Source organism: Paenibacillus sp. GL_099_B, from assembly GCF_057835695.1.
The window spans coordinates 6262887-6278397 of sequence record NZ_CM174430.1 but is presented as its reverse complement, the minus strand read 5'-3'; the positions used below and the strand labels follow the sequence as shown (position 1 = coordinate 6278397).

13 protein-coding genes are annotated in these 15511 nt (G+C 44.8%); all 13 read left to right on the top strand.

All coding sequences use genetic code 11. The features are described 5' to 3' along the window. Positions 1-24 precede the first annotated feature (24 nt). The 13 genes from AC3ITG_RS28650 to ligA all read left to right on the top strand — a co-directional run bounded on the left by AC3ITG_RS28650 (position 25) and on the right by ligA (position 15449). Positions 25-1122, top strand: a complete 1098-nt coding sequence (locus tag AC3ITG_RS28650) for a DegT/DnrJ/EryC1/StrS family aminotransferase (protein ID WP_489252010.1) — start codon at positions 25-27, stop codon at positions 1120-1122. After that, on the top strand, positions 1103-2038 hold the full coding sequence (locus tag AC3ITG_RS28645; RefSeq protein WP_489252009.1) for a glycosyltransferase family 2 protein: 936 nt from the start codon (positions 1103-1105) through the stop codon (positions 2036-2038). The genes AC3ITG_RS28650 and AC3ITG_RS28645 overlap by 20 nt, the downstream gene beginning before the upstream one ends. Next, positions 1989-2393, top strand: a complete 405-nt coding sequence (locus AC3ITG_RS28640) for a GtrA family protein (protein WP_489252008.1) — start codon at positions 1989-1991, stop codon at positions 2391-2393. The genes AC3ITG_RS28645 and AC3ITG_RS28640 overlap by 50 nt, the downstream gene beginning before the upstream one ends. A 15-nt stretch (positions 2394-2408) precedes the next feature. Continuing rightward, positions 2409-3152: a sugar phosphate nucleotidyltransferase gene (locus AC3ITG_RS28635; protein ID WP_489252007.1), complete on the top strand. Its 744-nt coding sequence runs from the start codon at positions 2409-2411 to the stop codon at positions 3150-3152. A gap of 17 nt (positions 3153-3169) precedes the next feature. Continuing rightward, positions 3170-3730, top strand: coding sequence for a dTDP-4-dehydrorhamnose 3,5-epimerase (rfbC, locus tag AC3ITG_RS28630; protein WP_489252006.1), 561 nt, complete (start codon positions 3170-3172; stop codon positions 3728-3730). An 18-nt stretch (positions 3731-3748) separates the two neighbouring features. Then, a complete protein-coding gene (gene rfbB / locus AC3ITG_RS28625; protein ID WP_489252005.1) occupies positions 3749-4774 on the top strand; it encodes a dTDP-glucose 4,6-dehydratase in 1026 nt (341 codons plus the stop codon). Further along, positions 4771-5643, top strand: coding sequence for a dTDP-4-dehydrorhamnose reductase (rfbD, locus tag AC3ITG_RS28620; protein ID WP_489252004.1), 873 nt, complete (start codon positions 4771-4773; stop codon positions 5641-5643). Before rfbB ends, rfbD begins: the two co-directional genes overlap by 4 nt. Positions 5644-6067: 424 nt before the next feature. Beyond that, positions 6068-7000 (top strand): glycosyltransferase family 2 protein, encoded by a 933-nt coding sequence (locus tag AC3ITG_RS28615; protein ID WP_489254542.1) that lies wholly within the window; start codon positions 6068-6070, stop codon positions 6998-7000. Then, positions 6997-8397, top strand: coding sequence for an undecaprenyl-phosphate glucose phosphotransferase (locus AC3ITG_RS28610; protein ID WP_489252003.1), 1401 nt, complete (start codon positions 6997-6999; stop codon positions 8395-8397). The genes AC3ITG_RS28615 and AC3ITG_RS28610 overlap by 4 nt, the downstream gene beginning before the upstream one ends. A gap of 179 nt (positions 8398-8576) precedes the next feature. Continuing rightward, positions 8577-9452, top strand: coding sequence for a phosphatidylinositol-specific phospholipase C/glycerophosphodiester phosphodiesterase family protein (locus AC3ITG_RS28605; RefSeq protein WP_489252002.1), 876 nt, complete (start codon positions 8577-8579; stop codon positions 9450-9452). Between the two features lie 288 nt (positions 9453-9740). Then, on the top strand, positions 9741-10427 hold the full coding sequence (gene pcrB / locus AC3ITG_RS28600; protein ID WP_489254541.1) for a heptaprenylglyceryl phosphate synthase: 687 nt from the start codon (positions 9741-9743) through the stop codon (positions 10425-10427). A gap of 416 nt (positions 10428-10843) precedes the next feature. Continuing rightward, positions 10844-13207 (top strand): DNA helicase PcrA, encoded by a 2364-nt coding sequence (gene pcrA, locus AC3ITG_RS28595; RefSeq protein ID WP_489252001.1) that lies wholly within the window; start codon positions 10844-10846, stop codon positions 13205-13207. 223 nt (positions 13208-13430) lie between these two features. After that, complete coding sequence (gene ligA, locus AC3ITG_RS28590; RefSeq protein ID WP_489252000.1) at positions 13431-15449, top strand: NAD-dependent DNA ligase LigA; 2019 nt, start codon at positions 13431-13433, stop codon at positions 15447-15449. Positions 15450-15511 lie beyond the last annotated feature (62 nt).

Below are 15511 nucleotides of genomic sequence, written 5' to 3'. Positions count from 1 at the left end.
TTCATGGAAATTAGGTGAGCTAGATTGATTCCTTTTTTGGACCTCAAGAAAATAAATTTACGCCATGAGAAGGCCCTTTTGGACGGAGTACATAATGTTCTTCATTCAGGTTGGTACATCTTAGGTAGTAACGTAAAAGCTTTCGAAAATGAGTTTGCAGAATATTGTGGTACTCAATATTGCGTAGGTGTTGCTAACGGGTTGGATGCACTTGAACTTATTATTCATGGTTACGATATCGGCCCAGGTGATGAAGTGATCGTACCATCCAATACTTATATCGCTTCGATACTATCGATTTCTGCTAATGGAGCTACCCCTGTATTAGTGGAGCCTGATTTGCTAACATTTAATCTGGATCCTGCCAAAATTGAAGCACATATCACTCCCAAAACAAAAGCAATATTAGTCGTACATTTATATGGACAATCCTGTGATATGAACCCTATTAATGAGATTGCTAATCGATATAATTTAAGAGTAATAGAAGACTGTGCCCAAGCCCATGGTGCCTTGTATGACGGCAAACGTGTGGGGAATTTGGGAGATGCCGGTGCATTCAGTTTTTACCCAGGAAAAAATCTGGGTGCCTTAGGAGACGGTGCGGCTATCACTACAAATGATGAAGGTTTGTACAATCGATTAATGGCTCTTCGTAATTATGGCTCTCAAAAAAAATACGAAAATTTATTCAAGGGTTACAATAGCAGGTTAGATGAAATCCAGGCTCCAATTCTAAGTGAAAAATTAAATTGGCTTGACCAGGATAATGAGCGTAGAAGGGAGATATCTTCCTTCTACTTAAGTAACATCGTCAATCAATATATAACGCTACCAGCTGCGCAGAATGAGCCGGAATCACATGTGTGGCACCTTTTTGTAATTCGCGTAGAAAATCGGAATCATTTTATTGATTATATGACCAGTAATAATGTACAGACCATGATTCATTATCCTATTCCTCCTCATAGGCAGGAAGCCTACAAGGAATGGAATGATCTTGTATTTCCGATATCTGAAAAAATCCATGCTGAAGTGGTGAGTCTTCCTATCAGTCCAGTTATGGAAATGGAAGATGTCAAGAGAGTTGTGGAGGTTGTAAATGAGTACAGAACGCATTAAGTTTTCTATTGTTGTGCCCATTTACTACAATGAATTAAATATTCCGCATACTGTACCGCGATTACAGAAACTGCAAAATCTTATGCCCGAGTGTGATTTTGAATTCGTGTTTGTTGACGATGGGTCCAAAGACAGATCTCTAGAGTTACTGCTCGAAGCCAGAGATCGAGATTCACGAATTAAAGTAATTAAGCTTAGCCGGAACTTTGGCTCGATGTCTGCAATTCAAGCCGGATTAGGATATACAACTGGAGATTGTGTTGGGATAATTGCTGCTGATTTACAGGATCCGCCTGAAATGTTCAGAGAAATGCTGGACCACTGGAAAGTGGGCAAAAAGATCGTGCTTGGAACCAGAGCAGATCGTGAAGAATCTTTTTCCCAGAAGTTATTCTCTAATACGTATTATTACATGTTGGAGAAGCTTGCGTTGAAGGACTATCCCAAAGGTGGGTTCGATTTTTTACTAATTGATCAGCAGGTTGTTCAGGAAGTTCTTCATATTCAGGAAAAAAACACGAATATTATGAGTCTGATTTTTTGGCTTGGACATGATCAGGTTCAAATTCCTTATGTCAGACAAGAACGAAAGCTGGGAAAGTCAAGATGGACACTTTCCAAAAAAATCAAGCTATTTGTGGATTCATTTGTCAGTTTTTCCTATGCTCCAATCCGATTTATGTCTTTGATTGGATTTTTCACCGCTTTACTTAGCATCTTATACGGAGCTTTTGTAGTGATAAGTACAATATTCGGAATTATTGAGTTGCAGGGATGGACTACGATTATCGCTTTAATAACATTTTTGTTGGGTGTTATAATGGTTATGTTGGGAATAATTGGGGAATATCTTTGGAGGATACTTGATGAAAGTAGGGAACGGCCTTCCTATGTTATTGACCAAACATTTGAATAAGGAATTTTTGAAATTTTTGATCAGTGGAGGAATAAATACGCTGGCTACATATCTGATGTATTTATTTTTGCTGCTGTTCTACAATTATTCCCTCTCATACTCCGTATCTTATATTGCAGGAATTTTTCTATCCTATTATCTAAATTCGGTATTTGTTTTTAAAGAGAAGATATCATTCTATAAATTCCTTAAATTCCCAATTGTTTATTTGGTACAATATCTAGTCAACATGCTGTTGCTCTATGTTTTAGTTGAGTACGCTCAATTTCATGTTCAAATCGTGCCCTTGGTTGCCATGATAATCACAGTTCCGATCACCTTTCTTTTATCCAAAACGATCATAAAAAGCAAATAAATGGAGGCTATACACATGAAAGGCATAATTCTAGCAGGTGGGACAGGCTCACGCTTGTATCCCTTGACAAAGGTCACCAATAAACACCTTCTTCCTGTGGGGAAATATCCTATGATTTTTCATTCCGTATACAAACTTAAGCAGGCAGGTATTGAAGACATTCTGATCGTTACAGGTAAAGACCACATGGGGGATGTTGTCAATCTGCTTGGTAGTGGTAGTGACATGGGTGTCACTTTTACATACAAAGTTCAAGATGAGGCTGGAGGAATTGCTCAAGCTTTGGATCTTGCCAAACACTTTGTAGGAAATGATCAAATGACCGTTATATTAGGAGATAATGTATTTTCGAATAATATAGCTCCTTTTGTCGATAACTTTAGGGCACAGGGTACTGGAGCCAAAATCCTGATTCAAGAGGTTTCGGATCCGCAACGTTTTGGAGTTCCTGAAATTGAAGGAACACGCATAATATCCATTGAAGAAAAACCGCAGTTGCCTAAAAGCAACTACGCGGTTACTGGCATATATATGTTTGATAGCAACGTGTTTGAGATTATCAAAACGTTAAAACCATCAGCTCGTGGTGAATTGGAAATTACAGATGTTAATAATGCTTATATTCAAAGTGGCCAGCTGACATTTGATATTTTGCAAGGTTGGTGGACAGACGCAGGAACTCATGCTTCTCTCGCTAGGGCGAATGAGCTCTCACAAGAAATCAAATTTGGAGATGAATTCGGTAAATTAAAACTATAATAAAGGGGAGCTCAACGATGAAAGTGACTTCCTCAAAGTTACAGGGAGCTGTTCTGCTGGAACAGGTGGTTCATGGAGATCACCGGGGTTTTTTTATGGAAAGTTACAACGACAAGCTCATGAAGCAGCACGGACTCAACTATCACTTTATTCAAGATAATCAATCCTTATCAGCTTTGCCTGGTGTCCTGCGCGGACTGCACTATCAACTCAATCCTAAAGCTCAAACCAAGCTAATCCGTGTCATTTCCGGAGCGATCTATGATGTCATTTTGGACATTCGCCAAGGTTCTCCAACCTTTGGAAAATGGGAGAGCTTCATCCTGAGTGAGCACAATCACCGTCAGCTGCTGGTGCCCAAAGGGTTCGCTCATGGCTTCTGTACCTTGGTGCCTAACACTCAAGTCTTGTATAAAGTAGACGAACATTATTCCCCAGAGAACGACCGAGGCATATTATGGAGTGACCCGGCACTTGGAATTGATTGGCCAACATCGAATCCGACCTTATCAGATAAGGACCAAAGACATCCTCTGCTCCAGGATGCGGAGATCAATTTCAATTTAGAAGTGAAGTAATTAGGAGGTTTCAACCGTATGAAACTGCTTGTTACCGGCGGTGCCGGATTTATCGGAAGTAACTTTGTCATGTATATGCTTGAGCAGTACCCAGACTATGAGATTATCAACGTGGATGCACTCACCTATGCTGGCAATCTGGAGAACTTAAAACCACTTGAAGGCAACAAGCGACATACCTTTGTTAAAGCAGATATCACTGACGCCAAGGAAATGGACCGCCTGATCGGTCAGGGCGTGGATGTGGTAGTTAACTTTGCTGCTGAATCTCATGTGGATCGCAGTATCCTGGAACCTGATGTGTTTGTGAAAACGAACGTCAACGGTACTCAGGTATTACTGGATGCCTCCAAAAAGCACAATATCACTAAGTTTGTTCAAGTTTCAACAGATGAGGTGTACGGCTCTCTCGGACCTACAGGATTGTTTACGGAAGAGACCCCACTTCAGCCGAATAGCCCGTACTCTGCCTCCAAGGCTGGAGGAGATTTATTGGTACGCGCTTATCACGAAACCTTTGGTCTTCCTGTGAATATTACACGCTGTTCTAACAATTACGGACCGTTCCAGTTCCCGGAAAAACTCATTCCACTCATGATCTCGCGTGCGTTGAATGATGAAGCTCTACCTGTATATGGAGACGGGCTGAACATTCGGGATTGGCTATATGTAGAGGATCATTGCAGTGCGATTGATCTGGTTATTCACCAGGGACGTAATGGTGAGGTGTACAATATTGGTGGCAATAACGAGAGAACTAATGTACACATTGTCGAAACGATCCTGGAGCAGCTCGGTAAACCCGAATCTTTGATCCAATACGTACAGGACCGTCTTGGACATGATCGCAGATATGGTATTGACCCGACCAAAACGATGAATGAACTCGGCTGGAAGCCTAAATATAATTTTGAAACGGGAATTAAAGAAACCATCCAGTGGTATCTCGATAATAAGGAATGGTGGACGCGTATTCAGTCTGGTGCCTATCAGGATTACTATGCGAAGCAATACGGTTCTCGTTTGGGAGACGCCAAGGCATGAAGGTGCTTGTGACTGGAGCCAACGGACAATTGGGACGTGATATGGTGCTTCTTTTGGAAAAAGAGGGGCATGACGTTCTGGCTTGTGATCGCGAACAATTGGATATTACAGATCAGCTTCAAAGCAACAATGTTATATCGACTTATCATCCAGAGGTGGTCATCCATTGTGCGGCTTATACTGCGGTGGATGCCGCTGAGACGGATGTAGATGGAGCCTACTTAGTCAACGCCACAGGAACCCGAAATATTGCTGTAGCTGCTGAGCAAATTGGAGCAAAGCTTATTTATATCAGTACGGATTATGTATTCGACGGTACCTCCGATGCGCCTTACCAAGAATATGATAACACGAATCCCCAGAGCGTCTACGGTAAGTCCAAACGTGCAGGAGAACTGTTGGTACAATCTTTATCTTGCCGATGGTTTATTGTCCGCACTTCATGGGTATATGGCGTTTACGGTAATAATTTTGTGAAAACCATATTGAAACTTGGTCAGGAGAAGCCAAAGCTTCAAGTTGTACACGACCAGAAGGGATCACCCACGTATACGGTTGATTTGGCTTACTTCTTGCATGATTTAATGAGTACTGAAAAATATGGCGTCTACCATGCTTCCAACAGTGGGGTATGTACATGGTACGAATTCACTCAAGCAATTTTTGAAGAGGCTCAGTTATTATCTGGTTTCCATATTCAAGCCAAAGTTGATCCTTGTGCTACAGATCAGTTTCCTCGCCCTGCCCCGCGCCCACGAAACTCGGTGATGGAGCATCTGTCGATCCGTACCAATGGACTTAATGATCTTAGGCCTTGGCGTGAAGGACTGCGCGATTTTTTGAAAAAAATACCCGAAGTACAAAATTAAGCACTCTAATCTCCCGCCCATTAATGTATGAGTGGGAGATTTTTCATGGTATAGAAAATATCTGTACGAGAGTGATGAGGTGAAATGCGTATTCTTAGAATATGGTATTCCTTCAAAAATCCTTTTCTTAGATAGGTGCTTCTATTCTGGATAACAATACTTAAATATGTTACATTACGGAGAAATATACATGAGGAAACATACCTTTCAACTGCTACCTCTCCCAAAATATGATATACTCTCGTTGGATAGATATCGTCTATCTTAAGAATAAATAGTTTCTTGAAGCGTGCTTTTACCATGTATTCGTATGAAGAAAAGATCGAGTTTTTATATAAAGCACCACAAGTCAGGAGTTTTACAAATGACCCAAGTATCAGAAGCTGCCCATTCGGTCGGTTTACAATTAACAGAGGCATCTCAAATGGTCGACACTAGCATCATCATCGTCAACTACAACACCCGTCAGCTGACGCTGGACTGTCTGGACTCTATCTATGCCTCCAATACCTCATACAGTCACGAGATTATCGTCGTGGACAATGCCTCGCAGGATGATTCTGTGCAAGCGATCCGAGAGGCGTATCCTCAAGTGCATCTTATAGCTAACGAAGACAACACAGGCTTCGCCGTTGCCAACAATCAGGGAATGAAAGTAGCCAAAGGACGCTATATCCTGCTACTCAATTCGGACACGGTCGTTCAGCCGGATACGCTGCAAATTATGGTCGGATTCATGGACCGCTACCCGGAGATGGGGGCCTCAGGCTGCAAAGTCATCTTGCCGGATGGCTCGTTGGACAAAGCGTGCAAACGGGGATTTCCTACGCCATCAGCATCATTCTATTATGCATTCGGTATTTCTCGTCTCTTCCCGGATCGGCCGAAGTTCAATCAATACCAACTGGGACATCTCAGCCCGGATGACGAATATCCGGTAGATTGTCTGGTTGGTGCGTTTATGCTGGTGCGCCGTGAGACGATTGAGCAAGTTGGTGGTTTGGATGAGACGTTTTTTATGTACGGAGAAGATATCGATTGGTGTTATCGCATCAAAGAGGCGGATTGGGGCATTTTTTACTATCCGCGTACATATATTGTGCACTACAAGGGTGGCAGTGCCCGCCGCAAACCTTTGAAAATTACGTATGAGTTTCATAGAGCGATGTGGGTGTTCCACCGCAAGCACTACGCGAAGAAATACAATCCAATTATGAATGTAACCGTGTGGATGGGCATCTCGCTCAAATTTACGTTGTCCCTGCTGCGCAGCAAGTTGTCTCTTCCTGCCCGCCCAGGGCAGACTGCAACCCGCATGAGAGCGGAGAATGAAACATCTTCCGAGGTGAACCCATGATTCGGCGTAATCAGCGATTTCTAACCCAACTGTATATTGCGGCTGATTTTGGCGTGATTCAGTTGTCGTTTCTGCTGGCCTGGTGGTTGAAATTCGAAAGTGATTTGTTAACGAACCAGAATCCATTGCCAATTGAAAAATACATGCTATGGAGTGTCGTTTACGCATTACTTGCCATTTTGGCAGGAATGATGTCCTCTTTGTATATAGCCAAGCGAAAAAAACGCTTTGTCGATGAACTTTGGAGAATTGTTCAATCTCATGGTGTTGCCTTTTTCATGTTGCTGAGCCTGATGTTCTTTTTCAAAGAAGTAAACATCTCTCGTGCTTATCTCGCCATGTATATGATAGGCAATGTGTCATTCACATTGGTCTACCGTTATTTCGTAAAGTTACAATTGAAACGATTGCGTAAAAAAGGCTTCAACCGCCAGTTCGTGCTGATCCTTGGAGCAGGTTCGCTGGGCAAACGTTTTTATGACAACCTCCGAAACTACCCTGAGCTTGGATATGAGGTTACCGGATTCCTGGATGACTACCGCCATTGGGATGAGACAGAACAGGGGAGATACAAACCCATTCTTGGGCGAATCGATGAACTGGAAGAGTTCTTATCAACGCATCTTGTTGACGAAGTCATTTTGGCACTGCCACTGGATGCTCATGACAAGTATTCGCATATTATTAATGTGTGTGAAAAGGCGGGGGTACGCACACTGATTATTCCCGATTTTTACGACTATCTGCCGGCACGTCCTCATTTCGACAATTTTGCTGGCATGCCCATGATAAACGTGCGTGATATCCCGCTGGATATTGCGGTAAACCGACTGATGAAGCGTACGTTCGATATTTTGTTCTCTCTTGTTGCGATCATCCTGACTTCACCAGTCATGGCCATCGTTGCACTCGGCGTACGAATTACATCATCCGGTCCTATCATATTCAAACAGGAGCGTGTCGGTCTCAATCGTCGCAACTTCATGATGTATAAATTTCGCTCCATGAAAGTCATTCCTGAAGGCACAATAGACACGGGTTGGTCAACCAAGAATGATCCTCGCCGAACGGCCTTTGGCACATTTATAAGAAGCACCAGCCTGGATGAATTGCCTCAATTTTTCAACGTGCTGTTGGGTCACATGAGTGTAGTCGGCCCACGACCGGAACGTCCATACTACGTGAATCAATTCCGGGATGAAATTCCGAAATATATGATTAAACATCACGTCCGCCCAGGAATTACGGGATTGGCGCAAAGTAAAGGTTTAAGAGGAGATACCTCCATCGAGGATCGGATTGAACAGGACATCTTTTATATTGAAAACTGGTCCTTATTATTCGATATCAAAATCATATGGGAAACCATTCGAAATGGCCTCAAGAATGCTTATTAATCTTCGCTCAATTCCAATGATCCACCATTTAACAGCCGCCTCCGGGCGGCTTTTTGTTTTACACCTCTCCAATCAGGGTAGTTAGCTATCAAAAAGGAAAAACCGCACATGCATCGTCATATCATGATAATCATACTCTTTTTCTTTCCCTACCACCCTATTAAGGATGTGAACGCCATATGAAACGAATTGCCGCCGTCATTACACTACTCATCGTAACCGTGGGCACACTCTTTTTTGCCTATGACAGTCAGAGCGAGGAGCAGCACGATGGGTTTACGGCCTATCGACTGATTGCTCATGCCATGGGCAGTATCCGTGAGCAGCCTTACACCAACGCCTATGAGGCGATGATTGCCAATTATGAGAAGGGCACACGTGTGTTTGAGATTGACTTTATGCTGACCTCGGACCGCAAAGCAGTAGCCAGACATGAATGGACGGCCAACATGAGCAAAATGCTGGGACAGGACGAGGAGTTACCCGAAGACAAGCAGGCTGGGGCACTGACACATCATGAATTTATGAATACACCCATTCTGGGCATGTATCAGCCCATGGATGCCGACGGCATTATGGATGTATTGGCCAAGTACCCGGATATGTATATCGTGACCGATACAAAAGAACAGAAGGACGAGGATATTCAGCAGGTGTTGAAATCACTCGTGGACGCAGCCAAGAAACATGATCCGACAATCCTTAATCGGGTTGTAGTTCAGATCTATAACGAGCCGATGCTCGAAACCGTGAAAGAAATCTACGCTTTTCCTTCTATTATTTATACCCTTTACGCTACGCAGGATACTGAAGCCCAGGTGGTTGATTTTGTACAAAAGAATGACATCGATGCCGTAACCATGCCGGAATATAAAGTAAACCAGAATTTCGTTGCCAAGCTGAAGCAGGCAGGAGCCGTCACCTACGTGCATACCATTAATGACACCGATCAGGTAGCAAACTATGAGAAATGGGGCGTGTACGGCGTGTATTCGGATGTATTGACCGAGCAGGAACTGGATGAGATGAACACACGTTTTGCCTGGAAGCCTTGATTATTAAAGTATGATTCAGAGGTTGCGGTATCCCTACTTGAGACTTTGGATCCAACTCTACTCAAGATATTGATGTTCGAAGTGGCACCAGGCGCTGGCTTAAATTCTGTAGCATCACATCCCTACCATCTAAAATTACAGGCTTCTCCTGGAATTCCAGGGAAAAGTCTGTGATTTTTTGTTCCCCTTTTTATACGAACATTGACACTCACTCCCTGCTGACTTAGACTTAGTTTACAAGCTTTTTAGGATGCAGAAGAACCTCTGGAGGAATGTTCGTTGATAGACATGATTAAGCAGTGGAGACATGTATTTAAGCTAGACCCGGACCGGGAAATAACGGATGAAGCACTCGACCTGATTTGCATGTCGGGAACCGATGCCATTATTGTTGGCGGGTCTTCGGGAATTACCTATGACAACACGGTGGACCTGATGTCCCGAGTACGTCGCTACGAGTTGCCCTGTGTGCTGGAAGTATCCGATCTGGAGGCAGTTGTACCCGGTTTTGACGGATATCTGATTCCGATGGTGCTGAATGCAACGGATAGCAAATGGATGATCGGACAGCATCAGCAAGCCATCGAGCGTTACGGTTATCTGATCCCATGGGATCTGCTTATTGCAGAAGGCTATATTGTCCTCAATGCCGACTCCACTGTTGCTCGAATGACCGGAGCGGATACGGAATTGACGACGGATGCTGCGGTTGCTTACGCCCAGGCTGCTGAACGTCTGCTTAACCTGCCTATCGTATACATGGAGTACAGCGGAACATTTGGAGATATGGATCTGGTTGGAGAGACGCACAGACAACTCACCAAGGCGCATCTCATCTATGGCGGCGGGATTGATAGTCCGGAGAAAGCTGGACAAGCTGCTCATGTCGCAGACACCGTTGTGATTGGAAACATTGTTTACAGTGATTTGCACAAGGCGTTGGAGACTGTCCAAGCTGTGAAACAATCCATTTAATCGGTTTAGTTTACCATTCCCCCAATTTCCCCTCCTGATCTGTTAAAATAGAACTTTGACCTTACTAATTAAATAAGTTGTATAAACGTAATGTTGTTTACACTACAACGGAGATTGCAATGGAGAAGCGGAGCGTTCTCACTTTTTCAACAACTGAAAGATAGTAATTGCAGTTCAATTGTAATTTCAACTACCCTTAAATATAAGCTAGACTAATTTTGACACGAGAACGAAGAGGACAGAAATAAGCTGGAGAAACGAAGTGCTCGCATTTATTACCGGATTTTCACTTTGAAAAAGTAGATCAAAAAATCCGGGAATAACGGCGATCGGAAGATTATTCTGTCATCGTAGTGACGAGTGTAACCCTTAGTACTACTTATATCGATTTCAACCAACGAAAGGAACATGCATGCATGCAACCTGTAAATATACATGATGCCGTTGCACGGCTTAACACCCCCCAACGGCAAGCCGTCGAGGCGACGGATGGACCGCTGTTGATAATGGCTGGAGCGGGCAGTGGTAAGACCCGTGTGCTCACACACCGGATTGCCTATCTTATTGCAACACGGAAAGCACCCCCGTGGGGCATTTTGGCTATTACGTTTACGAACAAAGCAGCACGCGAGATGCAAGACCGAGTATCCCAACTGGTTGGAGGCTCTCAGGGTCGTGACATCTGGGTATCAACGTTCCACTCCATGTGCGTGCGTATTCTGCGCCGTGACATTGAACGCATCGGCTTCACCTCCAATTTCAGCATTTTGGACTCATCTGATCAATTATCTGTAATTCGTAGTTGTATGAAAGACCAGAACATCGACACCAAGAAATTTGAACCAAAAGCCGTGCAGTCGATGATGAGTACCGCGAAGAATGAATTGATCAGTCCGGAGCAATATGAGAAGCAGGCTGCTGACTATTTCGAAGGCATTGTGGCGAAGGTATATAAGATGTATCAGAAAAAACTCAGAGCAAACAACTCGCTCGACTTTGACGATCTCATCATGGCGACCATTCAACTTTTCAAAGAGGTACCGGAAGTTCTCGACTTCTACCAAAAGAAATTCCAGTATATTCACGTGGATGAGTATCAGGATACCAACCGTGCGCAATACATGCTCTGCCGCATGCTAGCTGATAGTCATCACCGCATTTGCGTCGTAGGTGATAGTGACCAATCAATCTATCGCTGGCGTGGAGCGGATATCAGCAACATCCTGAATTTTGAGAAAGACTACCCTGAAGCCAATACGATTTTGCTGGAGCAAAACTATCGTTCCACTTCGAATATCCTGAATGCAGCGAATGAGGTAATCGGCCTGAATACTGGGCGCAAACCGAAGAAACTGTGGACGGACAAAGAGGGTGGCTCAAAGATCAAGGTGTACCGTGCGGATTCCGAACATGATGAGGGATACTTTGTAACCTCCGAGATTAGTAAAAATGTGAAGAATGGAAAATCCTATCAGAATCACGCTATTTTGTACCGTACCAATGCCCAGTCCCGGGTTATAGAGGAAATTCTGATCAAGTCTGATATTCCGTATCAGATTGTCGGCGGCATCAAGTTCTATGATCGTAAAGAGATCAAGGACATTCTGGCGTATCTGCGCCTGCTTTCCAACCCTGACGATGACATCAGCCTTACCCGGATTATTAATGTACCGAAACGCAGCATTGGTGATACAACGGTAGCGAAGCTGGCAGCTGCAGCAGGAGAACGGGGGATTTCAATATTCCGTGTACTTCAGGTCGTGGACGATCTTGGTTTTGCCGGTCGAACGCGGAATGCGCTGGTGGAGTTCTATGACATGATTGCCGCGCTGCATCAGATGGTAGAGTATCTGTCTGTGACCGAATTGACCGAGAAGATTCTCGAGATGAGCCAATACCGACTTGAGATGCAAAATGAAAACACACTCGAATCCCGTGCACGGCTCGAGAACATTGATGAGTTCCTGTCCGTTACCATGGAATTTGAGAAAAATAATGAAGACAAAACGCTCGTTTCGTTCCTCACCGATCTCGCACTGATTGCGGATATCGACAGCATGAACGATGATGAAGAGGATCAGAGTGACGCAGTTACCCTGATGACGATGCACAGTGCCAAAGGTCTGGAATTCCCTGTCGTCTTTATCGTTGGTATGGAGGAAGGAGTTTTCCCACATAGCCGGGCCTTTATGGATAACGAGGAGCTGGAGGAAGAACGCAGACTGGCTTATGTGGGCATTACGCGTGCGGAAGAACAACTCTTCCTGTCTTGCGCGCAAATGCGGACCTTGTTCGGACGCACAACGGCGAACCCGCCTTCACGTTTCCTGGATGAAATTCCAGATGAGCTAAAAGAAGATACCTCCTTCGCTCGTGACCGCTACCGTCGTGGTAGCAGCGCAGGTGGATCATATGGTGGCCGTGGACTTGGTGCTAGTGGAGGAAGCAATTTTGGTGGCGGAGCAAGCAAGTTGTTTGATCGTCAGAGCCAAAGCGGTTCTTCCGCTTCGTCAGTTACTTCCTCACGGGTTACCGTGAGTACGTCGTCCAGCACATCCAGCACGCCTGCCCCGTCGTCGGCATCTAAACCGGTCGCTGCCGGAGCTGGTTCTGACGGATTCAAGGCCGGAGATAAAGTACAACACGGCAAATGGGGAACAGGTACCATTGTTGGGGTGAAAGGCACGGGTAATGACACAGAGCTTCAGATCGCATTCCCGGCCCCAGTTGGCCTAAAACGTCTGCTTGCAGGCTTTGCTCCCATTACCAAAGTAGAATAGATTAAGAACGAAACTTCAATATTGCAAAATAACTAAGAGGGCAGAAATAACTTGGAGAAGCGAAGTGTTCGCCTTTATCCCCGGATTTCCCCCTTTAAAAACGAATTAAAGAAATTTGGGGATAACAGCGATCGGAGAGTTGTTCTGTCATCTTAGTTCAAGTGCAAATTTGAGTGTTTGTTCTACATAGATCCAAATTATAATAACGGAGGGATGGCCCTGTATGGACCCTATGCACCGGATGGAGCAACTCGTTACCGAGCTGAACCAGCATAATTATCAGTACTACACGATGGATCAGCCGCAAATCAGCGACAAGGAGTATGATCTTCTGTACGATGAACTGGTTACGCTGGAACAGGAGAGTGGCATGGTTTTGCCTGATTCTCCGACACAGCGTGTGGGTGGTGAACTGCTCAAAGGGTTTACACCGCATCGCCATTTATCCTCATTGTGGAGCTTGGACAAAGCCCAAAATATTGAGCAGCTGCGAAACTGGAATACTCGTGTGCTCAAGCTGGTCAATGACTACAACACCAAAAATCCGGACAATCCGTTGCCCGAACCGGGCTATGTAATTGAACTGAAGTTTGACGGTCTGACCCTGAATCTAACTTACACAAACGGTGAGCTGGTTCAAGCCTCTACGCGTGGGAACGGCACTGTAGGGGAGGGCATTTTGGCTCAGGTTAGAACGATTAAGTCGGTTCCCCTCAAAATCCCTTATACAGGTGGCACGATTGAAGTCCAGGGTGAAGGCATCATGAACCTGTCTGTATTGAATCGTTATAATGAAACAGCAGCAGAGCCGCTCAAAAATGCCCGGAATGCCGCAGCAGGAGCGCTGCGCAACCTGAATCCGAAGACTACCGCTGAGCGGCGGTTGAACGCCTATTTTTATAATGTAGGTTATTCGGATGATATTCAGTTTGCCAACCATCAGGAGATGATGGACTTTCTCCGTGAGAATCGATTTAAAGTCAATCCATCCATTACGTATTTCCATGAGTTTGATGATGTGATGGAGCAATTGGCTGCGATACAGGAGAGCCGTGGTCAACTGGACTATCTCATCGATGGAGCTGTTATCAAAATCACAGACATGCGCACCCGTGAGGCATTGGGTTACACGGATAAATTCCCTCGTTGGGCGGTAGCGTACAAGTTCGAGGCGGAAGAGACGACGACCGTTCTGAACTCTGTTGTCTGGAATGTGGGCCGTACTGGCAAAGTGACTCCACTTGCTCGAGTTGAACCGGTTGAGTTAGCTGGGGTAACGGTACAGAACTGCACATTGAATAACGTGGGTGACATTGAGCGGAAAAATTTGAAGTTTGCCTTGGGTACCCGTGTCTTTATCCGTCGTTCCAACGATGTCATTCCTGAAATCCTGGGCAAAGTGACTGAAGAGAGTGACGGCGAGGAGATTGTGTTCCCTGAGCAATGTCCGGCATGTGGATTCCCGCTGGAACAGCGTGGAGCGCATTTGTTCTGTAACAACAAGCTGGCGTGCAAACCGCAGACGGTGGCTCGAATTTCTCATTTTGCTTCCCGTGATGCAATGGACATCGAGACATTCAGCGAGAAAACGGCGATTCAGCTGTACGATGAATTGAACGTGCGTGAGCCTGCTGATTTGTATACGTTACAATTTGATGATTTGGTGAAGCTGGAGCGGTTTGGTGAAAAGAAAGCAAACAACCTTATTGCTGCCCTGGAGCAGAGTAAGGATCGTGACCTCGCTTCGTTCCTATATTCACTGGGTATCCCGAATACAGGTAAATCAACTACACGCATGCTGGCTGACCATTACCGCGACCTGCATGCCATTATGAATGCAACGGCAGAGGAACTCGTTGAACTTCCAGACGTAGGCGGCATTGTAGCTGATAGCATTGTGACTTTCTTTGCAGACCCGTTTACACAGGCAGCCATCGAAAAGATGCTGAATTTGGGCGTGAAAGCCCAGGCGCCTGAGGCACCAGCAGCAATTGTGGAAGATTCCTTCTTCAGTGGCAAAACGGTCGTGCTGACTGGAACGCTGCATCAACTCACACGGGAAGAGGCAACGCAACGACTGGAAGCGCTTGGAGCGAAGGTGACGGGCAGTGTCTCCAAAAAGACAGACCTTGTTATTGCCGGAGAGAAGGCTGGCTCTAAACTGACCAAAGCTCATGATCTCGGCATTCCTACCATTGAGGATGAGGACGAACTTGTACGTCTTTTAAATCAAGAGGGATAGATCTGAATGTGGAGTAGACTATGATTTAGTTCTCAGTTTTATCCGATTAAGTAATAGATAAC

What these genes read in the sequence shown, in the direction of transcription:
- pcrB (WP_489254541.1), top strand. Translation starts at nt 9,741, where the DNA reads ATGATTAAGCAGTGGAGACATGTATTTAAGCTAGACCCGGACCGGGAA.
- rfbD (WP_489252004.1), top strand. Translation starts at nt 4,771, where the DNA reads ATGAAGGTGCTTGTGACTGGAGCCAACGGACAATTGGGACGTGATATG.
- AC3ITG_RS28605 (WP_489252002.1), top strand. Translation starts at nt 8,577, where the DNA reads ATGAAACGAATTGCCGCCGTCATTACACTACTCATCGTAACCGTGGGC.
- AC3ITG_RS28645 (WP_489252009.1), top strand. Translation starts at nt 1,103, where the DNA reads ATGAGTACAGAACGCATTAAGTTTTCTATTGTTGTGCCCATTTACTAC.
- AC3ITG_RS28615 (WP_489254542.1), top strand. Translation starts at nt 6,068, where the DNA reads ATGGTCGACACTAGCATCATCATCGTCAACTACAACACCCGTCAGCTG.
- AC3ITG_RS28640 (WP_489252008.1), top strand. Translation starts at nt 1,989, where the DNA reads ATGAAAGTAGGGAACGGCCTTCCTATGTTATTGACCAAACATTTGAAT.
- pcrA (WP_489252001.1), top strand. Translation starts at nt 10,844, where the DNA reads ATGCAACCTGTAAATATACATGATGCCGTTGCACGGCTTAACACCCCC.
- AC3ITG_RS28635 (WP_489252007.1), top strand. Translation starts at nt 2,409, where the DNA reads ATGAAAGGCATAATTCTAGCAGGTGGGACAGGCTCACGCTTGTATCCC.
- rfbC (WP_489252006.1), top strand. Translation starts at nt 3,170, where the DNA reads ATGAAAGTGACTTCCTCAAAGTTACAGGGAGCTGTTCTGCTGGAACAG.
- ligA (WP_489252000.1), top strand. Translation starts at nt 13,431, where the DNA reads ATGGACCCTATGCACCGGATGGAGCAACTCGTTACCGAGCTGAACCAG.
- AC3ITG_RS28610 (WP_489252003.1), top strand. Translation starts at nt 6,997, where the DNA reads ATGATTCGGCGTAATCAGCGATTTCTAACCCAACTGTATATTGCGGCT.
- rfbB (WP_489252005.1), top strand. Translation starts at nt 3,749, where the DNA reads ATGAAACTGCTTGTTACCGGCGGTGCCGGATTTATCGGAAGTAACTTT.